The following is a 21,715-nucleotide window of genomic DNA, read 5'->3' on the forward strand; positions in this document are numbered from 1 at the left end:
CCATGAGGGCTGCGAATCGGCTGGATTGTCGCATACCGATTGGTCCGCTCCATGTAGACAGGCTGAGCGGCCACGGCGCGGTCCGCGCAGGCGGACGGGGCACCGCCGGGGGCCTCAGCCGCGCGGATGGTGCTTGCTGTGCAGTTTCTGCAGGTGTTCGCGCGCCACCAGGGTGTAGATCTGGGTGGTGGACAGCGAGCTGTGCCCGAGCAGCATCTGCAGCGCGCGCAGGTCGGCGCCGCGGTTGAGCAGGTGGGTGGCGAAGCTGTGGCGCAGGCCGTGCGGGCTGACCGAAGTGGGGTCGATGCCGGCCAGCGCCGCATAGCGCTTGACCAGGCCCCAGAACTGCTGCCGGCTCAGCGGACGCCGCGCCGCATCGATGAACATCGGCACGGTGCCGTCGCTGGCCGGCACCGCCTGCCCCGCCGCCAGCGCCGGCCGCGCCGTGTCCAGATAGCGCTGCAGCCAGTGCTGCGATTCCTCGCCCAGCGGCACCAGGCGCTCCTTGCTGCCCTTGCCGGTGACGCGCAGCACGCCCTGGCGCAGGTTCACCGCATTCGCCGGCAGGTTCACCAGTTCGCTGACGCGCAGCCCGGCCGCGTACATCAGTTCGAGCATGGCGCGGTCGCGCAGGCCGGCCGGATCGGCGTCGTCCGGCGTCGCCAGCAGCGCGTCGATCTGGCTCTCGGCCAGCGCCTTGGGCAGGGAACGCGGCAGCTTGGGCGGGTCCAGCAACGCGGTCGGATCGTCGCTGCGCTCGCCGCGGCGCAGGCGCAAGGCGAAGAACGCGCGCAGCGACGACAGCCAGCGCGCGTTGCTGCGCTGCGAATAGCCCAGCCGGGTGCGCCAGGCCAGGTAATCGAACAGGGCCTGGCGATCGGCCCCGGGCAGGCCGCCGCCGGCGCCGTCGCGCCAGCGCGCGAAGCCTTCAAGGTCGCGCCGGTAGCTGTCCAGACTCTGCCGTGCCAGGCCCTGTTCGGCCCAGGCGGTGTCCAGGAACTGCTGGATCGCGGCGGCATCGGCATCGCGCAGCGGGGCGAGCCGTTGCGCCTGCTGGCGGCGTTCGGCGGGGGTGTGGAGGTCGGGCATCGGCAGAGCTTACGGGACTCGGGACTCGGGACTCGGGACTCGGCAAAGCCTAGCGCCCACTTCGCACGGCGCAATGCGGGGCGGCGCCAGCCGGTGACGCGCCGGTGGCGCTGCCGCTAAGCTGTGGCGATGACCGCCGCGTCCACCGCCACCGCTTCCCGTCCGCGCGCGCTGCTGCCGTGGCGGCTGCTGGCACTGTTCTACGATGCCTGGCCGGTGCTGGCGCTGTGGTTCGCGATCTCCGCGCTGTTCACCCTGGGCTACACCCTCGAAGGCCACGCGCCGCGCGAAAACATCCCTCCGTTCAGCGCCTTGCAGTGGCTGTTGTGGCTGTGCTGCTGGCTGGCGGCCGGGCTGTACGCGACCCTGAGCTGGCGCCGCGGCGGCCAGACCCTGGGCATGCGCCCGTGGCGGCTGCGGCTGCACGGCGCCGATGGCGGCACGCCGAGCTGGGGCGCGCTGTGGCGGCGCTACCTAGTCGGCACCCTGTCGCTGCTGCTGGGCGGGCTGGGTTTCTGGTGGGCGCTGTTCGATCGCGAACGGTTGACGTGGCACGACCGTGCCAGCGGCACGCGGCTGGTTCGACTTCCGAAGAAGCCCTGACCGCAACACATGGGCGCGCGGCGGCGCGGCGAACTCCGTTGGCCCTTCCAGGCCACTGCGGCGCGGCACGACCGTGCCAGCGGCACGCGGCTGGTTCGGCTTACGAAGCAAAAGCCCTGACCGCAGTGGCGGCGCGTCGACGCTGTAGGCGCTAAACCGCGTCAGGCCACCAGGATGCGTCAATTGCGGCCAGCGACAACGGCAGCCGCCATGTCACAGCCCATCGCCGCGCTTCTGCAGCGATGCTGCCCTGCGCAACGCGACGCTGCCGCGAATATGCCTTTCCAGGAACCGGCCCAGCCAATAGATCGCCCAGAACATGGGCACCAGCATCAGCAGATAGCCGACGACCTCCGGCAACCACTCGAAGGCGGGCATCAAGCCGAGTTGCCCCAGCGCAAGCAAGGGCGGCAGGATCGGGACTAGCCGCAAAAACATTCGGGCTTTGATATCGAGCTGCGGATCCTGTGCCAACCAATGACACCAGACGATCACTCCCACATACAGCAGGCAGAACACCAACCCGGTTGTACTCAACCGGCGCATCGACTCAACTGCTGCGTTTGCGGAACAACAGCCACGACACGGTCAGCATCACCAGCGGCGGCAACGCGTAGGCGATGCGGTAGTCGAACTTGAGCGCGCCGGCCATGCGCCCGAAGAACAGCTGCAGCAGCCAGAACACCAGCGCGAACAGGATGCCCAGGAACAGGCGCTTGCCCATGCCGCCGCTGCGCAGCGCGCCGAACGCGAACGGAATGGCGGCGAAGCACAGCGCCAGTACGTTGACCGGGTAGAACCAGCGGCTCCAGTACTGGTCCTCGTAATCGCGCGCGTCCAGGCCGTTGCGGCGGCGGTACTCGATGCTGGTGTGCAGGTCGTGCGCGGACAGGTTGCGCGGCTTGGCCAGGCCCGAGGCCAGCGCGGCGGCATCCAGCCGCGAGGCCCACGGCAGGCTGTCGAACTTCTCGCGCTGCACCGAACGCTCGGCGAAGGTATCGCGGTAGGCCTGCTTCAGGGTCCAGCCGCTGCTGCGGTGCTCGGCGGTGGTGGCGTGGGTCAGCGAGGCCAGGCGCCCGGCCTGATCCAGCGTGTACAGACGCACGTCGCGCAACTCCAGCCAGGTGCCGCCGTTGCCTTCCAGGTGTTCCTCGCCGGCCTGCGCGTTGAGAAAGGTATCGCCCTCGCGCGCCCACACCCCGGAATAGCGGGCCATGCTCATGTTGCCGTTGTACTTGGCGTTGGCCTTGATCGTGTCGGCCTGGTTCTGCGCCCACGGCGCCAGGGTCTCGCCGCTGAACACCATCGCCACGGTCAGCAGCAACATCGTCGCCGCCGCGGCCACGCTCAGCCGCGGCCGCGACAGGCCCAGCGCGCGCAGCGCGGTCAGCTCGGAGGTGGCCGCCAGCTGCCCCAGGCCCATCAGCACGCCGATCACCGCGCCGGTCGGGAACAGGGTGTAGGCGCGCCGCGGCACGGTGTAGGCGACGAACGCCACGGCGTGGCCGAGGCTGTAGCTGCCCTTGCCGATGTCCTTGAATTCGTTGGACAAGGCCATGATCACGTCGAGCCCGAGCAGGACCGCCCAGGTCAGCAGGACGGTGCCGAGCACGGCGCGGCCGACGTAGACGTCGTGCAGGTTCGGACGCAGCCTCATGCCGCCTGCCTCCGCGGCCGCGACAGCTGGCCGTCGCGCAGATAGGTCCACACCGCCAGCACCAGCAGCGGCACGGTCAGCCACCACAGGCCCAGCGCGCGCGGCAGCTTGTCGGTGCTCAGCCACTGGGTGCCGATGAACATCAGGTTGGTGCCGACCAGGTAGGCCAGGAACGCCAGCATGATCCGGCCGTAGCGCTGCTGCCGCGGCGAACTGCGCGACAGCGGCAGGGTCAGCAGGGCGAAGGCCAGCGCCAGCAGCGGCGGCGCGATGCGCGCGTGCAGCTGCGCATTGGCCTGCGGCCGCGGGTCGCCGATCAGCTTTTCGGTGGGCAGCAGCTCCGGATCGTCGTCCTTGCGCGCCTCGCTGCGGTCCGGCAGGGCCACGTCGTTGCTGACGTAGCGCATCAGCCGGTAGTCCATGTCGTCGCCAGCCAGCGGCCCTTCCACGCGGTAGCCGTCCTCCAGGCGCAGGTAGCGGTCGGCCCTGCCTTCGAAGAACATCGCGCCGCGCTGCGCGGTGACCACGTCCAGGCGGCCGTCCTTCTGCCGCTGCATGAACACCTTGCCCAGCTTGGTGCCGTCGCCGGACAGGGTGCTGATATAGACGATGCCGCCGTCGGAAAGCGGGGTGAAGCGCCCGGCCTCCAGCCCGGCCATCAGCAGGCTGCGGTTGGCTTCGTCGATCAGCCGGTCGGAGGTGCGGTCGGCCCAGGGACCCAGCCACAGCGAGCACAGCCCGACCAGGGTCACCACCGGCACCACCAGCATCAGGATCGGCCGCAGCAGGCGCCGCGGGCCGACGCCGATGGCGGTGATCACCGCCATTTCCGAGTCGCGGTACAGCCGCGCCAGCGCCAGCAGCAGGCCCAGCATCAGCGCCAGCGGCAGGATCAGCGGCAGATACACCACGAATTGCAGACCCAACTGGGAAAACAGCAACTTGGCCGGGATGCGGCCATCGGCGATGTTGCCCAGGATGTCGACCAGCACACCGCCGACGCTGACCACCAGCAGGACGATGAGGGTGGCCAAGAAGCTCTGGATGAAATCGCGCAGCAGGTATCGATCGAGCTTCGGCATGGGGGTGGGTTGATTTAAACTCTCGGATTCGTTCGCGGCGGAGCCAGCCTAACCCGGCTGGACGTAAACAGCCCGCGATTGTACGGATTTGCCAACGGAATCTGATCAATGGCCCTGGAATTCACCCTGAACCACGACGCCCCGGCTACTGCGGCGTTCGATTGCATCGTCGTCGGCGTGTTCGCCGACAAGCGCCTGTCGCCCGCCGCCCAGGCCCTGGATGCGGCCAGCGGCGGACGCCTGACGGCCCTGGCCGGCCGCGGCGACCTAAGCGGCAAGACCGGCGCCAGCGCGCTGCTGCACGACCTGCCCGGGGTGACCGCGCCGCGCGTGCTGGTGGTCGGCCTGGGCGAGGCCGCCAAGTTCGGCGTGCCGCAGTACCTGAAGGCGGTCGGCGACGCGGCGCGCGCGCTGAAGAGCGGGCCGGCGGCCAAGGCGCTGTTCACCCTGTCCGAGCTGGAGATCAAGGGCCGCGACCAGGCCTGGGCGATCCGCCAGGCGGTGATCGCCAGCGACCACGCCTGCTACCGCTACACCGCCACCCTGGGCAAGAAGAAGCCCGACGACAGCGGCCTGGCCAGCCTGGCCGTGCTCGGCGAGGATGCCACCGCGCTGGCCCAGGGCCAGGCCATCGCCGCCGGCGTGAAATTCGCCCGCGAGCTCGGCAACCTGCCGCCGAACCTGTGCACCCCGGCCTATCTGGCTGAAACCGCCGCGGCGTTCGCCCATGGCATCGAAGGCGCCGAGGCCGAGATCCTCGACGAGACGCAGATGCAGGAACTGGGCATGGGCTCGCTGCTGGCGGTGGCGCGCGGCTCGGCCAACCGCCCGCGGCTGCTGGTGCTGAAGTGGAACGGCGGCGGCGATGCCAAGCCCTACGTGCTGGTCGGCAAGGGCATCACCTTCGATACCGGCGGCGTCAACCTGAAGACCCAGGGCGGCATCGAGGAGATGAAGTACGACATGTGCGGCGGCGCCAACGTCATCGGCACTTTCGTCGCCGCGGCCACAGCACGCCTGCCGCTGAACCTGGTGGTGGTGGTGCCGGCGGTAGAGAACGCGATCGACGGCGACGCCTACCGCCCCTCCGACGTGATCACCAGCATGTCCGGCAAGACCATCGAAGTCGGCAACACCGACGCCGAAGGCCGCCTGATCCTGTGCGACGCGCTGACCTACGCCGAACGCTTCAACCCCGAGGCGCTGATCGACGTGGCCACCCTGACCGGCGCCTGCATGGTCGCGCTCGGCCACCAGACCGCCGGCCTGATGAGCAAGCACGACGACCTGGCCAACGAACTGCTGGCCGCCGGCGAACACGTGTTCGACCGCGCCTGGCGCCTGCCGCTGTGGGACGAATACCAGGGCCTGCTCGATTCCAGCTTCGCCGACGTCTACAACATCGGCGGCCGCTGGGCCGGCGCCATTACCGCCGGCTGCTTCCTGTCGCGCTTCACCGAAGGCCAGCGCTGGGCGCACCTGGACATCGCCGGCGTGGCCAGCGACGAAGGCAAGCGCGGCATGGCCACCGGCCGGCCGGTGGGGTTGTTGTCGCAGTGGTTGCTGGACCGCGTTGCGGCCGGGAATTGAGAATGGGGAATCGGGAATCGTGAAAAGCGCTCTGTCTGACCCCACCGCGCGCGGCGCATTCGCCGCCGCCGGCTGTTCCCATTCCCTATTCTCCATTCCCCGTTCCCCGCTCTTCTGATGCGCGCCGATTTCTACCTGATCGCCAAGCCGCGCTTCCTCACCGAGCCGCTGCGGCTGGTCTGCGAGCTGGCGCGCAAGGCCAACGACGCCAACCTGTGGACGTTGGTGCTGGCGCGCGACGAGGCGCAGGCCGAGGAGCTGGACGAGCTGTTGTGGGCGTTCGACCCGGATGCCTACATCCCGCACCAGATCGCCGGCGCCGATGTCGACGAGGAAGAGGCGCAGGTGCTGATCGTCCCGCCCGGCGTGGAAGCGCCGTCGCGCGCGCTGGTGATCAACCTGCGCGACGACGCCTACCTCGGTACCTGCGAGCGCGTGCTGGAAGTGGTGCCGGCCGACCCCGCCGCGCGCGAGCCGCTGCGCGAACGCTGGAAACAGTACAAGGCGCTGGGCTTCGAGGTCAGCAAGTACGACATGTGATGGAGCCGGGATTGGGCATTGGAGATTCGGGATGGATCCCTGCCCTGTCCCCCTTCATCGGCATGGCACCGCAACGAATCCCGAATCACGAATCCCCAATCCCGGCTCCCCAATGACCACCCTCGCCCCCAGCTACGACCCAACCTCCTTCGAATCGCGCCTGTACGCCCAGTGGGAAGCGGCCGGCTATTTCAAGCCGTCCGGGCAGGGCGAGCCGTACACGGTGCTGCTGCCGCCGCCGAACGTGACCGGCACCCTGCACATGGGCCACGCCTTCCAGCAAACGCTGATGGATGCGCTGGTGCGCTACCACCGCATGCGCGGCTTCGACACGCTGTGGCAGGTCGGCAGCGACCACGCCGGCATCGCCACCGAGATGGTGGTGTCGCGCAACCTGGCGCTGGCAGGCAAGGGCGAGACCCGCGACTCGCTGGGGCGCGAGGGCTTCATCGCCAAGGTGTGGGAATGGAAGGCGCAGTCGGGCGACACCATCGAGCGGCAGATGCGCCGCCTGGGCACCTCCAGCGACTGGTCGCGCAGTACCTTCACCATGGACCCGCAGCCGTCGGCGGCGGTGGTCGAGGCGTTCGTGCGCTGGCACGAACAGGGCCTGATCTACCGCGGCCAGCGCCTGGTCAACTGGGACCCGGTGCTGAAGACCGCGATCTCCGACCTGGAAGTGGAGAACGTCGAGGAAGACGGCTTCCTGTGGTCGATCGCCTACACGCTCGAGGACGGCGCCAGCTACGAGCACGTCGAGCACGATGCCGACGGCAACGAGACCCTGCGCGAGACCCGCGACTACCTGGTGGTGGCCACCACGCGCCCGGAAACCCTGCTCGGCGACACCGCGGTGATGGTGCACCCGCAGGACGCGCGCTACGCGCACCTGATCGGCAAGACGGTGACGCTGCCGCTGACCGGCCGCCAGGTGCCGGTGATCGGCGACGACTACGTGGACCGCGCGTTCGGCACCGGCGTGGTCAAGGTGACGCCGGCGCACGATTTCAACGATTACCAGGTCGGCGTGCGCCACAGCCTGCCGATGATCAACCTGTTCACCCCGACCGCGGCGATCAATGACAACGCGCCGGAGAAGTACCGTGGCCTGGACCGCTACGACGCGCGCAAGGCGGTGCTGGCCGACCTGGAAGACCTCGGCATCCTGGTCGAGACCAAGCCGCACAAGCTGCAGGTGCCGCGCGGCGACCGCACCGGCCAGGTGATCGAGCCCTACCTCACCGACCAGTGGTTCGTGAAGATGGACGCGCTGGCCAAACGCGGCCTGGAACTGGTCGAGTCGGGCCAGGTCACGTTCGTGCCGCCGAACTGGATCAACACCTATCGCCACTGGATGGACAACATCCAGGACTGGTGCATCAGCCGCCAGCTGTGGTGGGGCCATCGCATTCCGGCGTGGTTCGACGACGCCGGCAACTGCTACGTAGGCCGCGACGAGGCCGAGGCGCGCGCGAAGAATGGCCTTGGCAACGACGTCGCCCTGCACCAGGACAGCGACGTGCTGGAGACCTGGTTCTCCGCGCAGCTGTGGCCGTTCTCGACGATGGGCTGGCCCGATCCGCAGGCGATGGCCGAGCGCGGCTTCGAGCGCTACCTGCCGTCGAGCGTGCTGGTCACCGGCTTCGACATCATCTTCTTTTGGGTGGCGCGGATGATCATGGCCACCGACAGCTTCACCGGCCAGGTGCCGTTCCGCGACGTGTACATTACCGGCCTGATCCGCGACAAGGACGGGCAGAAGATGTCCAAGTCCAAGGGCAACGTGCTCGACCCGCTGGACATCATCGACGGCATCAGCATCGAGGACCTGGTCGCCAAGCGCACCACTGGGTTGATGCAGCCGCGCATGGCCGAGAAGATCGAGAAGGCCACGCGCAAGGAATTCCCCGAGGGCATCATCGCCCACGGCGCCGACGCGCTGCGCTTCACCATCGCCGCGCTGGCCAGCCACGGCCGCGACATCAAGTTCGACCTCGGCCGCGCCGAGGGCTACAAGAATTTCTGCAACAAGTTGTGGAATGCCAGCCGGTTCGTGCTCATGAACACGCGCCCCGAGGATCCCGCGGCGGCGACAGCGACAAACGCGTCGCCACGCGCCCAGATGGCGAACCATGCGGACACCGCTTTGCATCAGGCTACGGGCAAGCACGTGCCGGTCACCGATGCCGAGAAGTGGATCCTGGTGCGGCTGGACAAGGTCGCCGCCGAAGCGCAGGCGCACTACGCCGCCTACCGCTTCGACCTGCTCGCGCAGTCGCTGTACGAGTTCGCCTGGAACGAGTTCTGCGACTGGTTCCTGGAACTGACCAAGCCGGCCTTGAACGGCGACGACGCCGTCGCCGCCGACAGCACCCGCCACACCCTGCTGCAGGTGCTGGAGACGCTGCTGCGCTTGCTGCATCCGCTGACCCCGTTCGTCACCGAGGAACTGTGGCAGCAGGTGGCGCCGCGCCTGGGCATCGCCGCGCCGACCATCTCGCTGCAGCCGTATCCGCGCGCCGGCGACCTGGACGTGAGCGCCTACGCCGATGCCGAAGCCGACATCGAGTGGCTCAAGGCGATGGTCTCAGCGCTGCGCCGGGTGCGCAGCGAACTCAACGTGCCGCCGTCCAAGCTGGTGCCGCTGCTGCTGCAGGGCGGCCACGCCGAGGACCGAGCGCGGGTGGAACGCTTCGCCTCGCAGTTGAAGTTCCTGCTGCGGCTGGAGGCGATCCAGTGGCTGGACGCGGCGCAGGACGCACCGCCGGCCGCCGCGGCGATCGTCGGCGAGCTGCGGCTGCTGGTGCCGCTGGAAGGCCTGGTGGACCTGGACGCCGAGCGCACCCGCCTGGACAAGGAGATCGCCCGGGTCGGCGCCGAACAGGAAAAGAGCACGGCCAAGCTGGAGAAGTTCACCGACAAGGTGCCGGCGGCGGTGGTCGAGCAGGAACGCGTACGCCTGGCCGACTGGACCACGCAACTGGCCGGCCTGCGCGAGCAGCGCGCCAAGCTGTAGGACTCCGCCGGCGGCCGCCCCCCGCGTTCTTTCATACAACCTGTTTTCTTGCAACCTGTAGGAGCGGCTTCAGCCGCGACCGGGGCTTTCCCGGTAATGCGCGTCGCGGCTGAAGCCGCTCCTACAGTGGCGTTGTCTGAATCTACCAGGCACACGCAGCGCCGCCTGTGCCGCCGCCCATGCCGGGCGGCGGCACACTTCTTCAGAGCTTGCCGGCGCCCGCCTTGGACTTGACGTCGTTCGCCACCTGGTTCGCCGGCAACAGCGAATAGGTGTACGGCGGGGTCCAGCCGATGTTGTTGTTCCACGAGCAGGTCAGCGCCTTGCCGTTGAGCAGCGAGCCGAAATCGCGGTACACGCTGCCGCCGTAGTTGGCGGCGATCTTGTCGCAGCTGCTGACTCCGGCGATGTCGAAGGCGTTGTTCTCGGAGAAGATCTTCGATTCCTTGCCGACGCCGTGCGCATGCGAGAACGGATACACCGCATTGCTGGTGCTGCCGACATGGTAGTTGTTGTACAGATGCACCTGGCCGAAACGCACCCGCGGCGCGCGCGCGGAAATGTTCTCGAACAGCGTGTTGTGGATGGTCACCTTGAGCTTGCCGCTGTCGGTGCTGGAGGCGCTGTCGCTGGAGCCGATCAGGTTGTTCTTCTCGTGCGACTTGAACGCCGAATACGAGATGGTCACGTAGTTGGCGCCTTTCTTGACGTCCAGCGCGCCGTCGTGATGCTGCTTGGGCCGGCCGTTGGCGGTGCCGTTCTGCTCGTCGGTGCGGCGGCCGTCGGTGAAGGTGACATGGTCCACCCACACGTTGCTGGCGCCCTCGATGGTCAGGCCGTCGTACTCGGAATTCCAGTTGCCGGCGCTGCCGTCGTCCGGATCCCACACCGGCTGCGGATCCCACGGATTCTCGATTGTGAGGTTGCGGATGATCACGTCGTTGGCCTTGACGTACAGATAGCCCTCGCGGATCTGCGCATTGCTGCCGACACCGATCAGCGTGGTCTTGGTGGGGACATCCAGGCGCGCACGGCTCTTCATGTCCGCGGTGGTGCTGTACGGCGTGCCCTCACTGACGTCGATGATGCCGCTGATCTTGATGATGCGGCCGTTGCTGCCGACGCTGGCCTTCAGCGCGGTCTTCAGCTGCGCGGCGGTGCTGACGCTGTAGACGTTGGCCGCGGCGGCCTTGGAACCGCCCTTGGTGCCGCCGTTCTGCGTCGCCCACCCGGTACTGGCCACCTCCAGGCTGGCATCGGCGTAGGCGCTGCCGGTCGCGCCCGCCAGACAGACTGCAAGCGCAATCGCATGGGTGAGCGTGCGCGGGGATGCGATGAGTGACTGTGTCTTCATCCTGGAACCTCGTAAGCATGGGTGGAGTCGTCGCAGGCGCGGCGTTTTCCGCAGGCGGAAAACGCGGCAGCGCGAGCGCATTCGCTGTCCCCTCGGACAACTGCGCCTGATGCCATCGCACAGGGCAGCGCCGAAGAGGCGCGCACTGTAGGGAGCGCGTTCGGCTTGGGAAGAGACAAATGCGCTGCGCGCGGATCCAGCGCTGCGATATGGGGACGGCATCTAACAAACTGCGTTCGCGATGCGCCCGATACGCCGGCTACCGCTGCAGGACAACAACGCTGTCCCGACGACAAGTGGCGACATTGCGCAGACGCGCCGCACTCTTCGGAAAACCCTGGAAAAAATGCAGCCCCAACACTGCCGGACGCGAGATCGCGTGTAGTGGATGCACCGCGAGGCGGCGGCGTCGGATACTCGAACGGACGCGGACCTGACAACGCATGCGCCCAACGCTGGGCAGCCCACAGCGGGCGCAACGCTGCACCCTGCAACCATTATTTATAGTGAAGGAAAACGGCTCGCCGCAAAAAAGGCGAAGCATGCAGAAACCCTCGCCGGCACCGTGCCGGCGGCAAGCCGTCGGGCGCTACGACATGCCTTCGAAGAACAGCTCGATCGCCATCACCAGCGCGTCCTCGCGGCCGTTCGCCGCCGGGTAGTAGCGCGGGCGGCGGCCGATCTCGTTGAAGCCTTCGCTGTGGTACAGCGCGATCGCGCTGGGATTGGACGGGCGCACTTCCAGGAACACGCGACGCGCGCCCAGGTCGGCGCCGTACTTGATCAGTGCGCGCAGCAGCAGGCGGCCGTAGCCGCGCGATTGCCGTTCCGGCGCGACGCAGACGTTGAGGATGTGCGCCTCGTCGGCGGCGACGCTGATCACGCCGTAGCCGACGATCTGGCCCTGTTCCAGCAGCACCCAGCCCGGATAGCCGGCCTGCAGGCAGTCGCGGAAGATGCCGCGCGTCCACGGGAACGGATAGGCGCGGCGCTCGATCTCCATCACCGTGTCCAGGTCGGTCTCGCGCAACGTGCGCAGCGTCGCCGCCGCCGGCGAGGACGCCGAGCCCAGCGCGCTCACCGCGGCGCCTGCTTGCGCAGCGCGCGCAGCTGCGGCCACAGCGCGCGCTTGGCGGCAGCATTGCCGCGCAGCTCGGCCAGCGGCCAGGTTGCCATCAGCGTCTGCGTAGCCGGATCGTTCGGATTGCGCCCGGAGGCGCGCAGCAGCGCGATCTGCAGCCGATCGGGCAGCCGCAGACCGGCGCGGCGCGCAGCCGGCGCAGGCGCCGCGCGTTGCGGCTCCGGATCGTCCGCAGGCGCGGTCGGCGCGCGCCCGCGCGGCGACGGCTCCGCGGGCGTGGGTGCTGTAGCACGCGGCGCGTACGCCGGTGCTGCGTGTGCGGACACCGCTGCAGGCGCAGCTGCGGCGGCGGCAGGAGCATCGCGCTCCTCGGCCAGCGCCGGCTGCGCGACCACCGCGCCGACCTCGGCGTCGGCCCCGACATAGAGCGTATGGCCCAACGCCTGCAGCCAGCCGTGCTGCTCGGCCGACCACAGCGGCGCCGCGCTGGTTATTGCCTCGCTCACGTCGCGTCCGGCAGCTTGCGCCAGCGCCGCCACAGCCAATAGCAGGGGCCGGACAAGGCATACAGCACGCCGATCGCCAGCAGCGCGCGCGACAGGTCGATGACCAGCACCGCGATCACCACCGGCGCCAGCACCAGCATCAGGAACGGCACGCGGTCGGCGCGTGGGCCTTTGGCGGCGCCGCTCTTGAAGCTCCAGAAACGGATGCGGCTGACCATCAGCAGCGCCGCGACCACGGTCACGCCCAGCGCCACGTAGCGCAGTTGCTCGCCGTCCCAGCCGAGGTTGCCGTCGGCGAAGGCCCACACGAAGGCCATCATCAGCCCCGCCGCGGCCGGGCTGGCCAGGCCGACGAACCAGCGCTTGTCGACGGTGCCGACCTGGGTGTTGAAGCGGGCAAGGCGCAACGCGGCGCAGGCCGCGTACAGGAACGCCACCGACCAGCCGACCCGGCCCATCACGCTGCCATCGAACTTCAGCGCCGACAGCGACCAGTGGTACATCACCAGCGCCGGGGCCATGCCGAAGCTGACCAGGTCGGCCAGCGAGTCGTACTGCACGCCGAATTCGCTGCTGGTGCCGGTCAGCCGCGCCACGCGCCCGTCCAGCCCGTCCATCACCGCGGCGACGAACACCGCCACGCTGGCGTGCACGAACTGGCCGTTGGCGGCGGCGATGATGGCGTAGAAGCCGGAGAACAGGCCGGCGGTGGTGAACAGGTTCGGCAGCAGATAGATGGTGCGCGAACGGGGAGGCGGTCGGGATGGTTCCATGCCCGGCAGTTTAATCGACTTGCCAGGCCCGACGGCGGGTGCTGCAATCGGCCTTCGCCCGTACCCCTGGAGAACGTGATGCGCGCCCTGACCCGGCTTTGCTGCCTGTGCCTGCTCGCCGCCAGCGGCGTGGCCGGCGCCGCCACCCTGTACCAATGGAAGGATGCGCAGGGCGTCACCCACTATTCGCAGAGCCCGCCGCCGGGCGGCAAGTACCAGGCGCGGCGGGTCGACAGCCACGGCGGCGCCCCGGCCGAGGCCACCGAGGCCGCCGCCCCGGCGGAGAACCCCAACTGCCTGAGCGCGCGCAAGAACCTGGACATCCTCGGCAAGCCGGGCAAGGTAATGACCGACCGCGACGGCGACGGCAAGCCGGACGGGGAACTGGACGAGACCCAGCGCGACGCGCAGAAGGGCCTGGCCGAGGCCGCGATCAAGGCCTATTGCGCGCCGCCCGCCGCCGCGGAGTGAGCGCGACGCGGCCTGCGCGGGCACGGCGCAGGCCGCCTTCTGTTCCCGCAGCGCCGGCAATGACTGGCAAAATGGGCGCCCGCCGTTAGCGAAGCCCCTCGATGCGCCTTTCCCAGTTCCACCTGCACACCACCAAGGAAACCCCGGCCGACGCCGAACTGGTCAGCCACCGGCTGATGCTGCGCGCCGGCATGATCCGCAAGCTCGCCTCCGGCCTTTACACCTGGTCGCCGCTGGGTCTGCGCGTGCTGCGCAAGGTGGAAGCGGTGGTGCGCGAGGAAATGAACCGCGCCGGCGCAGTGGAAGTGCTGTTCCCGACCATCCAGCCGCGCGAACTGTGGGAAGCCACCGGGCGCTGGAAGAAGTTCGGCGGCCTGATGCTGCGGATGAAGGACCGCAAGGAGCAGGAATACTGCTACAGCCCCACCGCCGAAGAGGCCGCGGCCGATTTCGCGCGCCAGGAGCTGAGCAGCTACAAGCAGCTGCCGGTCAATTTCTACCAGATCCAGACCAAGTTCCGCGACGAGATCCGGCCGCGCTTCGGGGTGATGCGCGCGCGCGAGTTCCTGATGAAGGACGCCTATTCGTTCCACGTCAGCGACGAGGACCTGGCCCGCGAATACGAGAACATGAAGGCGGCCTACAGCCGCATCTTCACCCGCCTGGGCCTGCAGTTCCGCGCGGTGCAGGCCGATTCCGGCGACATCGGCGGCGACGCTTCGCAGGAATTCCACGTGCTGGCCGAGTCCGGCGAGGATTCGCTGGCGTTCTCCACCGGTTCGGACTACGCGGCCAATGTCGAGACCGCGGTCGCCGCCGACCCGGCGCCGCGCGCAGCGGCGCAGGAAGCGCTGCGCAAGGTCGCCACGCCCACCCAGAAGACCTGCGAGGCCGTGGCCGAGTTGCTCGGCATCGCGCTGCAGCGCACGGTCAAGTCGGTCGCGGTGATGGCCGGCGACGCCTTCGTGCTGGCGCTGGTGCGCGGCGATCACGCGGTGAACGAGATCAAGCTGGGCAAGGTCGCCGGCCTGGCCGGCTACCGCATGGCCAACGAGGCCGAGATCCGCGCCCACCTGGGCAGCGAACCGGGCTTCCTCGGGCCGCTGAACCCCAGCCAGCCGATCCGCGTGGTCGCCGACCGCGACGTGGCGGCGATGGCCGATTTCGTGGTCGGCGCCAACGAAGCCGGCTTCCATCTGGCCGGGGTCAACTGGGGCCGCGACCTGCCCGAGCCGGACACCGTGGCCGACCTGCGCAACGTGGTCGAGGGCGAGCGCGCGCACGACGGCGGCGAGATCCGCCTGGCGCGCGGCATCGAGGTCGGCCACGTGTTCCAGCTCGGCCGGCAGTATGCGCAGGCGCTGGACGCCACCGTGCTGGACGAGAACGGCAAGACCGTGGCGATGGCGATGGGCTGCTACGGCATCGGCATTTCGCGCATCGTCGCCGCGGCGATCGAGCAGAACCACGACGAGGCCGGCATCCGCTGGCCGCAACCGATGGCGCCGTGGTCGGTGGCGGTGTGCGTGATCAATCCCAAGCGCGATCCGGCGATCGACGCGGCCGGCGAGGCGCTGCTGGCCGAACTGCAGCAGGCCGGCCTGGACGCCGCGCTCGACGATCGCGGCCTGCGCGCCGGCGCGATGTTCGCCGACATCGAGCTGATCGGCATCCCGCACCGGGTGGTGGTGTCCGAGCGCGGGCTGGCCGCCGGCACCTTCGAATATCGCGCGCGCAGCGGCGGCGAGGCCGAGAACCTGGACCGCGCCGCATTGCTGGCGCGCCTGCAGGGTTAATCGGAAAGGCCGGGAATATATCCCGGCCTTTTTCTTGCTCCGCGATCTTCACGACACGGCCTCGACATTTGCCGGGTCAATATGCCGGTCGAATCAGCGGCGTTACCCGGCGTTGATTTGACAATCGGAATTCGGTGCGTATAAGTGACACCCACGCCGATCCAGCGATCGGCGCACCTATCGAAATACCCGGAATATTTGTCAATCCGATAAAGCGATATTATGATTCCGCTCTAGCCAGGGAATGGCTGCAGGTCCATCACCCATTTTCCGGAGTACAAATGACCATCGATCTCAGTGGCCTGTCGGCCAAGCAGTTGGGCGCTCTTATCAAGACGGCCAAGAAGCAACAGACCATCGTCGCCAAGCGCACGCCCATCGCCAAGGTCCGCACCCTGCTGGCACGCCTGGCCAAATCGCACGGTTACGGCATCGACGAAGTATTCGATGGCGCCGCTCCGGCCAAGCGCGGCCGCAAGCCGGCTGCCGGCAAGCCGGGTCCGAAGCCGGGCCGCAAGCTGGGCAAGGTGCCGCCGAAATACCGCAACCCGGCCAATGCCGCGGAAACCTGGACCGGCCGCGGCAAGCAGCCGCGCTGGCTGGCGGAGCAGGTTGCCAAGGGCAAGAAGGTCGACGACTTCCTGATCGCCGCGCCGGCCAAGTCCGCCGCGCCGGCCAAGAAGACGGCGAAGAAGGCCACCAAGAAAGTCGCCAAGGTCGCCAAGAAAGCCGGCAAGTCCGCCGCCCCGAAAAACTGATCGGAAAACCGATCCGGCAACGGGTCGGGGATCGGTAGGTTATTCAAGAAAACGCCGGCGCAAGCCGGCGTTTTTCATGCCTGCCGCAAGGGCGATGCCGCTAGAGATTCTTCCGCGCCGGCACCAGCAGATTGCCGAACAGCAGGCCGGCGACCAGCGCCATCACGATATTGGTCACCGCCAGCAGCGCCGACTGCCCGCCGGACACGTCGTGCTGCTGCACCAGGGTCAGCAGCCCGCGCAGGCTGGCGCTGCCGGGCACCAGCATGATGATGCCGGGCAGACGAATCAGCGCGCCCGGACGCTGCACCAGCCGGCCGAACAGATTGCCGGCGGCGGTCAGCGACATCGCCGACAGGAAGATCCCGACCGGGCTGCCCCAGGCCTCGCCGGCGAAGCGCGCGATCGCGTAGCCGGCCACCGAGGCGGCCATCACCCACGGATAGTCGCGGCCGTTGGCCTTGAACAGCAACGCGAACGCGTACGCCGCGACCAGCAGCGACGCCCATTCCACCCACACCGCCTGCGGCCGCGACGCGTGCACCAGCGGCTCCAGGCCCAGCAGCTGCGCCAGGGTCACCGCGATCACCGCGCCCACGGTGAGCTTGAGAATGGTGGTGACCGCGCCGGCGAAACGCGCCGTGCCGGACACCCAGTGCTGGCTGGTCAGTTCGTTGACCGCATTGGTCAGCGCCATCCCCGGCAACAGCACCACCAGCGAGGCGATGATCACCGAATTGAGGTTCAGCGGCGCCACGAAGGTCGCCACCAGTGCGGCGACGACGCCGGCCAGCAGCGCCGCCAACGCCTCGTTGGCCTCCTTGGCCGCCGGGCGCTTGTCGGTGAGCTGGGTCAGCGCGCCGATCAACAGGCCGATCGCGGCGGCGGTGGCGATGTCCAGCCACGGCAGCCGCCACAGCCCGGCCACGCCCAAGGCCGCCAGGCCGAAGCCGAGCACCTGCATCGCCTTCCAGCGCCGCCCGGGCGGGCGGTCCAGCTGGCGCAGCGCGGTATGGCCCTGGGCCACGCTCATGCGCCCGCTGGCGACGTCGTCGGCGATGCTGTCGGCGACGCTGAGCTTGTGCAGATCGTTGTCGCCCGGCGCCAGCCGCACCACCCGGGTGATATCGCTGGAGCCGATCGCCTTGGTCGGATCGCTGAAGCTGAGGATCAGCCCGGTCGGGTTGGACCAGGGTTCGCAATCCAGGTCCAACTGCTGCGACAGCGCCACCACCGCCGCCTCCAGGCGTTGCGCGGTGGTGCCGTAGGTGTGCAGACGGCCGGCGATCTCGGAGACGAAGGCGATCCGTTGCGCATAGGTGGCGCTGGCGGAGGGATTGGCGATGGGCGCGGCTTGCATGTCGGCTAGTATGGCGCGAACCCCGCGCACAGCCACCCTGTGGCGCACGACGACATTGCGGTGCAGGCGAAACAGGTATGCTCGCGCCCGGACGCCCCATGATCGAACCGCAACCGCCAACACTCAGCCAGGACGACCGAGACCCCTCGCGGGTGCGGCTGTCCGGCAGTTGGACGCTGGCCACCGCGCTGGCGTCGTCGGACGTGCTGCGCACGCTGCCGGCCGGCACCACCGGTATCGACGCCAGCGGCATCGCCCAGCTGGATTCGGCCGGCGTGCTGCAGCTGATGCGCTACGCCACCCGCAACGGCATCGCCCACGAGGCGCTGAACTTCCGCCACGACCACCAGGCGCTGGTCAGCACCATCGAGGACGTCGCCGACGACCGCCCCAAGCGCAAGCGCGACTACGGCTTCGCCGCGGCACTGGAGCGACTTGGCTATGCGGTACACCACAACGGCAAGGAAATCGTCAACCTGGTCGGCTTCCTCGGCGAGACCCTGGTCAAGGTGCTGCGCCTGGTGCACGAACCGCGGCGTTTCCGCCTAACCGCCACCGTGCACCACATGGAACAGGTCGGGCTGGACGCGGTGCCGCTGGTCGCCCTGCTGTCCTACCTGGTCGGCGCGGTGATCGCGTTCCTGGGTTCGACCATCCTGCGCGACTTCGGCGCCGAGATCTACGTGGTGGAACTGGTCAGCATCGCCTTCCTGCGCGAGTTCGCGGTGCTGCTGACCGCGATCGTGCTGGCCGGACGCACCGCCAGCGCGTTCACCGCACAGATCGGCGCGATGAAGGCGCGCGAGGAGATCGACGCGATCCAGACCCTGGGTCTGGACCCGATGGACCTGCTGGTGATCCCGCGGCTGGTGGCGCTGCTGGTGATGCTGCCGCTGCTGACCTTCGTGGCGATGATCGCCGGCCTGGCCGGCGGCGTCACCGTCGGCGCCTTCGACCTGGGCATCCCGCCGCAGATGTACCTGGCGCGCATGCACGACACCATCCAGTTGCGGCACATGCTGGTGGGGATGTCGAAGGCGCCGATCTTCGCGATCGTGATCGGCCTGATCGGCTGCCTGGAAGGCCTGCGCGTGGAAGGCACCGCGCAATCGGTCGGCGAGCGCACCACCACCAGCGTGGTGCAGACGATCTCGCTGGTGATCATCATCGACGCGATCGCCGCGCTGTGGTTCATGAACGTGGGGTGGTGATGGAGCCGGGATTCGAAATTGGGGATTGGGGATTCGTAGAAAGCGGGCGCCGTGCGCTGCCTCGTCGGGAGCCGTTGCTTTGACCAATCCCGACTCCCCAATCCCGAATCCCGAATTAGCCATCTCGGTGCGCGGCCTGCTCAACCGCTTCGGCACCCAGACCGTGCACGAAGACCTGGACCTGGACGTGCGCCGCGGCGAGATCCTCGGCGTGGTCGGCGGCTCGGGCACCGGCAAGTCGGTGCTGATGCGCAGCATCCTCGGCCTGCGCGAGCCCGACGCCGGCCACATCCGCGTGCTCGGCGTGGATACCGACTCCCGCCGCCGCGAAGACCGCCTGCACGTGGAGCGCAATACCGGCGTGCTGTTCCAGGACGGCGCGCTGTTCTCCTCGCTGAGCGTGGGCGAGAACGTGCAGGTGCCGCTGAAGGAGCACTTCGGCGAACTGCCCGACAGTTGGCATTACGAACTGGCGCTGCTGAAGGTGAAACTGGCCGGACTGCCGGCCGATGCGATCAACAAGCTGCCCTCGCAGCTGTCCGGCGGCATGCGCAAGCGCGCCGGGCTGGCGCGCGCGCTGGCGCTGGACCCGCCGCTGCTGTTCCTCGACGAACCCACCGCCGGGCTGGACCCGATCGGCGCGGCCGCCTTCGACCGCCTGATCCGCACCCTGCAGGAAGCGCTGGGGCTGACCGTGTTCCTCATCACCCACGACCTGGACACCTTGTACGCTATCTGCGATCGCGTGGCGGTGCTGGCCGACCGCAAGGTCATCGCCACCGCGCCGCTGGCCGAGATCGAGCAGGTCGACCACCCCTGGATCCAGGACTATTTCCACGGCCCGCGCGCGCGCGCGGCGCGCGACGCCAAAACCGCCTGGACCGAGACCCACTGAGCCATGGAAACCAAAGCCAACTACGTCCTGATCGGCGCCTTCACCATCGTGGCCGGGCTGGCCCTGCTGCTGTTCGGGCTGTGGGCCGCCAAGTATTCGTCCGACCGCACCTGGCAGGAATACCGGGTGGTGTTCCGCGAGGCGGTGACCGGCCTGTCGGTGGGCAGCCCGGTGCAATACAACGGCATCGCGGTCGGCTCGATCACCGAACTGACCCTGGCGCCGAACGATCCGCGCCAAGTGGTGGCGCGGGTGCGGCTGAACTCGACCACGCCAATCAAGAGCGACACCCGCGCCAAGCTGGGCATCACCAGCCTGACCGGGCCGTCGATCATCCAGCTCTCCGGCGGCACCCCGGAGGCGCCGTCGCTGACCTCCATCGACACCAGCGACGCGCCGATCATCCAGACCACGCCGTCGGCGCTGCAGAACATCACCGACACCGCCAACCGCATCGTCGAGCGCCTGGACGAAGTGCTCAGCGACCGCAACGTGGCCAGCATCACCGCCACCCTGCACAACCTGGAAACGATCAGCGGCTCGCTGGCCGACCGCGACGAAGGCATGCAATCGCTGATCCTCAGCGCGCGCGATGCCGCGCGCAATCTCGACGTGACCCTGAAGACCACCAACGGCACCATCCAGCGCCTGGACCAGAACCTGGTGCAGCAGCTGCCGCCGATCCTGGACAAGCTGGAAAGCACGCTGAGCAAGCTCGATTCGGCGTCCGGCAATGCCGACAAGATCCTGGGCGAGAACCGCGCGGCGATCAACAGCTTCGCCAACGACGGCCTGGGCCAGCTCGGCCCGACCCTGACCGAACTGCGCGGGCTGATCCGCGACCTGCGCCGGGTCAGCGACCGCCTGGACAACAACCCCGCGCGCTACCTGCTCGGCCGCGACGCCCCGAAGGAGTTCAAACCCAAATGAAGCCGACGCGCGCCCTCCTGCTGCTCGCCGTCCCGGCCCTGCTGCTCGCTGCCGGCTGCTCCGCGCTGACCGGCGGCAGCAAGGATCCGGTGACGATCTACGCGCCCAACGTGCGCGTCGCGCCGGATCCGTCATGGCCGCAGGTGACCTGGCAACTGGCGATCGCCAAGCCAAGCGCCGCGCGGGTGGTCGACAGCCCGCGCATCGCGGTGCGCCCCACCCCGGACGAACTGCAGGTCTATAGCGGCGTCAGTTGGGCGCAGCCGGCCACCGACATGCTGGAGGACACACTGGTCCGCGCATTCGAGGATTCCGGGCGCATTCCCGGCGTGGCCCGGCTCGGCACCGGCATCCGCGCCGACTACAAGCTGTTGCTGGACCTGCGCCGCTTCGAATCCGACTACGCCGGCCACGACGTGCCCTCGGCCACGATCGAGCTCAACGCCAAGTTGCTGTACACGCCCGACCAGCGCGTGGTCGCCTCGCGCACTTTCCTCGCCGCGCAACCGGCGGCCAGCACCGCGCAGGCGCAGGTCGCCGACGCCTTCAGTCAGGCGCTGTCGCAGGTGACCGGCGACGTGGTCGGCTGGACCCTGCAGCAGGGCCAGGCCGATGCGGCCACGGCCATGGCGCCAGTGCCGAAGCCCGCCCCGGCACCACGCCGCTGATCCAAAGCCCCTCTCCCACCGGCGACCGAAGGAAGTCCCGAGGGAGAGAGGGGTTGGGGCGAGGGTGCGGCGCGCAGCGACTCGCTGAGTTTGGGTGCACGAGGCTGCGCCCCGTACCCTCATCCGCCCCTGCGGGGCACCTTCTCCCGATGGGAGAAGGAAGCTCGACCTGCGCGGCCTGAGACGCTGGCTTAAGCCCCTCTCCCCCCGGGAGAGGGGTTGGGGTGAGGGTACGGCGCGAAGCGACTCGCTGAGTTTGGGTGTACGAGGCTGCGCCCGGATCCTCATCCGCCCCTTCGGGGCACCTTCTCCCGGGGAGAGAAGGGAATCTGTGT

Annotated in this window: 20 protein-coding genes; 11 read left to right on the plus strand and 9 right to left on the minus strand. The window is 68.7% G+C overall.

Features of this window, described 5'->3' with window-relative positions:
- Window positions 1–114: 114 nt before the first annotated feature.
- Window positions 115–1,089, minus strand: a complete 975-nt coding sequence (gene xerD / locus HEP73_RS18385; protein ID WP_185821039.1) for a site-specific tyrosine recombinase XerD — start codon at window positions 1,087–1,089, stop codon at window positions 115–117.
- A gap of 129 nt (window positions 1,090–1,218) precedes the next feature.
- On the opposite strand from xerD, the gene HEP73_RS18390 reads away from it, so the two are divergent.
- Window positions 1,219–1,692: an RDD family protein gene (locus HEP73_RS18390; protein ID WP_185821040.1), complete on the plus strand. Its 474-nt coding sequence runs from the start codon at window positions 1,219–1,221 to the stop codon at window positions 1,690–1,692.
- Window positions 1,693–1,905: 213 nt separating this feature from the next.
- Here the strand turns inward: HEP73_RS18390 and HEP73_RS18395 are convergent, their stop codons facing one another.
- The 3 genes from HEP73_RS18395 to lptF are packed head-to-tail and all read right to left on the minus strand — an operon-like array spanning window position 1,906 to window position 4,431.
- A complete protein-coding gene (locus HEP73_RS18395; RefSeq protein ID WP_185821041.1) occupies window positions 1,906–2,238 on the minus strand; it encodes a hypothetical protein in 333 nt (110 codons plus the stop codon).
- Between the two features lie 4 nt (window positions 2,239–2,242).
- Window positions 2,243–3,349 (minus strand): LPS export ABC transporter permease LptG, encoded by a 1,107-nt coding sequence (lptG, locus tag HEP73_RS18400; RefSeq protein ID WP_185813979.1) that lies wholly within the window; start codon window positions 3,347–3,349, stop codon window positions 2,243–2,245.
- Window positions 3,346–4,431, minus strand: a complete 1,086-nt coding sequence (gene lptF / locus HEP73_RS18405; RefSeq protein WP_185821042.1) for an LPS export ABC transporter permease LptF — start codon at window positions 4,429–4,431, stop codon at window positions 3,346–3,348. The genes lptG and lptF overlap by 4 nt, the downstream gene beginning before the upstream one ends.
- Before the next feature lie 108 nt (window positions 4,432–4,539).
- On the opposite strand from lptF, the gene HEP73_RS18410 reads away from it, so the two are divergent.
- The 3 genes from HEP73_RS18410 to HEP73_RS18420 all read left to right on the plus strand — a co-directional run bounded on the left by HEP73_RS18410 (window position 4,540) and on the right by HEP73_RS18420 (window position 9,577).
- Complete coding sequence (locus HEP73_RS18410) at window positions 4,540–6,021, plus strand: leucyl aminopeptidase (RefSeq protein ID WP_185821043.1); 1,482 nt, start codon at window positions 4,540–4,542, stop codon at window positions 6,019–6,021.
- Between the two features lie 114 nt (window positions 6,022–6,135).
- Window positions 6,136–6,561: a DNA polymerase III subunit chi gene (locus tag HEP73_RS18415; RefSeq protein WP_185823483.1), complete on the plus strand. Its 426-nt coding sequence runs from the start codon at window positions 6,136–6,138 to the stop codon at window positions 6,559–6,561.
- 112 nt (window positions 6,562–6,673) lie between these two features.
- Window positions 6,674–9,577, plus strand: a complete 2,904-nt coding sequence (locus HEP73_RS18420; protein WP_185821044.1) for a valine--tRNA ligase — start codon at window positions 6,674–6,676, stop codon at window positions 9,575–9,577.
- Window positions 9,578–9,779: 202 nt separating this feature from the next.
- Here the strand turns inward: HEP73_RS18420 and HEP73_RS18425 are convergent, their stop codons facing one another.
- From HEP73_RS18425 to pssA, 4 genes are all read right to left on the minus strand, one after another.
- On the minus strand, window positions 9,780–10,931 hold the full coding sequence (locus HEP73_RS18425; protein ID WP_255423548.1) for a pectate lyase family protein: 1,152 nt from the start codon (window positions 10,929–10,931) through the stop codon (window positions 9,780–9,782).
- Between the two features lie 589 nt (window positions 10,932–11,520).
- Entirely contained in the window at window positions 11,521–11,934 is a 414-nt protein-coding gene (gene rimI / locus HEP73_RS18430) for a ribosomal protein S18-alanine N-acetyltransferase (protein ID WP_458309694.1), read from the minus strand.
- Window positions 11,935–12,008: 74 nt separating this feature from the next.
- A complete protein-coding gene (locus tag HEP73_RS18435; protein WP_185821045.1) occupies window positions 12,009–12,518 on the minus strand; it encodes an alanine acetyltransferase in 510 nt (169 codons plus the stop codon).
- Complete coding sequence (pssA, locus tag HEP73_RS18440) at window positions 12,515–13,291, minus strand: CDP-diacylglycerol--serine O-phosphatidyltransferase (protein ID WP_185821046.1); 777 nt, start codon at window positions 13,289–13,291, stop codon at window positions 12,515–12,517. Before pssA ends, HEP73_RS18435 begins: the two co-directional genes overlap by 4 nt.
- 78 nt (window positions 13,292–13,369) lie before the next feature.
- On the opposite strand from pssA, the gene HEP73_RS18445 reads away from it, so the two are divergent.
- From HEP73_RS18445 to HEP73_RS18455, 3 genes are all read left to right on the plus strand, one after another.
- Window positions 13,370–13,762: a DUF4124 domain-containing protein gene (locus tag HEP73_RS18445; RefSeq protein ID WP_185821047.1), complete on the plus strand. Its 393-nt coding sequence runs from the start codon at window positions 13,370–13,372 to the stop codon at window positions 13,760–13,762.
- A gap of 101 nt (window positions 13,763–13,863) precedes the next feature.
- Window positions 13,864–15,558, plus strand: coding sequence for a proline--tRNA ligase (locus HEP73_RS18450; RefSeq protein WP_185821048.1), 1,695 nt, complete (start codon window positions 13,864–13,866; stop codon window positions 15,556–15,558).
- 281 nt (window positions 15,559–15,839) lie between these two features.
- Window positions 15,840–16,316, plus strand: a complete 477-nt coding sequence (locus HEP73_RS18455; protein WP_185813986.1) for an H-NS histone family protein — start codon at window positions 15,840–15,842, stop codon at window positions 16,314–16,316.
- 100 nt (window positions 16,317–16,416) lie between these two features.
- On the opposite strand, the gene HEP73_RS18460 is transcribed toward HEP73_RS18455, so the two are convergent.
- Entirely contained in the window at window positions 16,417–17,676 is a 1,260-nt protein-coding gene (locus HEP73_RS18460; protein ID WP_185813987.1) for a threonine/serine exporter family protein, read from the minus strand.
- Between the two features lie 98 nt (window positions 17,677–17,774).
- Between HEP73_RS18460 and HEP73_RS18465 the strand changes: the two genes are divergently transcribed.
- The 4 genes from HEP73_RS18465 (at window position 17,775) to HEP73_RS18480 (ending at window position 21,380) form a co-directional block, all read left to right on the plus strand.
- Window positions 17,775–18,887, plus strand: coding sequence for an ABC transporter permease (locus tag HEP73_RS18465; RefSeq protein ID WP_185813988.1), 1,113 nt, complete (start codon window positions 17,775–17,777; stop codon window positions 18,885–18,887).
- A 79-nt stretch (window positions 18,888–18,966) separates the two neighbouring features.
- A complete protein-coding gene (locus tag HEP73_RS18470; RefSeq protein WP_185821049.1) occupies window positions 18,967–19,782 on the plus strand; it encodes an ABC transporter ATP-binding protein in 816 nt (271 codons plus the stop codon).
- 3 nt (window positions 19,783–19,785) lie between these two features.
- Entirely contained in the window at window positions 19,786–20,712 is a 927-nt protein-coding gene (locus HEP73_RS18475; protein WP_179568569.1) for an MlaD family protein, read from the plus strand.
- Window positions 20,709–21,380, plus strand: a complete 672-nt coding sequence (locus tag HEP73_RS18480; RefSeq protein WP_185821050.1) for an ABC-type transport auxiliary lipoprotein family protein — start codon at window positions 20,709–20,711, stop codon at window positions 21,378–21,380. The genes HEP73_RS18475 and HEP73_RS18480 overlap by 4 nt, the downstream gene beginning before the upstream one ends.
- The last annotated feature ends 335 nt before the right edge of the window (window positions 21,381–21,715 follow it).

The organism is Xanthomonas sp. GW (assembly GCF_014236815.1).
Lineage (GTDB): Bacteria > Pseudomonadota > Gammaproteobacteria > Xanthomonadales > Xanthomonadaceae > Xanthomonas_A.

Bases quoted from the DNA above. Each gene is read 5' to 3' on its own strand.
- xerD (WP_185821039.1), bottom strand. From the start codon at position 1,089: ATGCCCGACCTCCACACCCCCGCCGAACGCCGCCAGCAGGCGCAACGG.
- HEP73_RS18390 (WP_185821040.1), top strand. From the start codon at position 1,219: ATGACCGCCGCGTCCACCGCCACCGCTTCCCGTCCGCGCGCGCTGCTG.
- HEP73_RS18395 (WP_185821041.1), bottom strand. From the start codon at position 2,238: ATGCGCCGGTTGAGTACAACCGGGTTGGTGTTCTGCCTGCTGTATGTG.
- lptG (WP_185813979.1), bottom strand. From the start codon at position 3,349: ATGAGGCTGCGTCCGAACCTGCACGACGTCTACGTCGGCCGCGCCGTG.
- lptF (WP_185821042.1), bottom strand. From the start codon at position 4,431: ATGCCGAAGCTCGATCGATACCTGCTGCGCGATTTCATCCAGAGCTTC.
- HEP73_RS18410 (WP_185821043.1), top strand. From the start codon at position 4,540: ATGGCCCTGGAATTCACCCTGAACCACGACGCCCCGGCTACTGCGGCG.
- HEP73_RS18420 (WP_185821044.1), top strand. From the start codon at position 6,674: ATGACCACCCTCGCCCCCAGCTACGACCCAACCTCCTTCGAATCGCGC.
- HEP73_RS18425 (WP_255423548.1), bottom strand. From the start codon at position 10,931: ATGAAGACACAGTCACTCATCGCATCCCCGCGCACGCTCACCCATGCG.
- rimI (WP_458309694.1), bottom strand. From the start codon at position 11,934: ATGGAGATCGAGCGCCGCGCCTATCCGTTCCCGTGGACGCGCGGCATC.
- pssA (WP_185821046.1), bottom strand. From the start codon at position 13,291: ATGGAACCATCCCGACCGCCTCCCCGTTCGCGCACCATCTATCTGCTG.
- HEP73_RS18445 (WP_185821047.1), top strand. From the start codon at position 13,370: ATGCGCGCCCTGACCCGGCTTTGCTGCCTGTGCCTGCTCGCCGCCAGC.
- HEP73_RS18450 (WP_185821048.1), top strand. From the start codon at position 13,864: ATGCGCCTTTCCCAGTTCCACCTGCACACCACCAAGGAAACCCCGGCC.
- HEP73_RS18455 (WP_185813986.1), top strand. From the start codon at position 15,840: ATGACCATCGATCTCAGTGGCCTGTCGGCCAAGCAGTTGGGCGCTCTT.
- HEP73_RS18460 (WP_185813987.1), bottom strand. From the start codon at position 17,676: ATGCAAGCCGCGCCCATCGCCAATCCCTCCGCCAGCGCCACCTATGCG.
- HEP73_RS18465 (WP_185813988.1), top strand. From the start codon at position 17,775: ATGATCGAACCGCAACCGCCAACACTCAGCCAGGACGACCGAGACCCC.
- HEP73_RS18475 (WP_179568569.1), top strand. From the start codon at position 19,786: ATGGAAACCAAAGCCAACTACGTCCTGATCGGCGCCTTCACCATCGTG.
- HEP73_RS18480 (WP_185821050.1), top strand. From the start codon at position 20,709: ATGAAGCCGACGCGCGCCCTCCTGCTGCTCGCCGTCCCGGCCCTGCTG.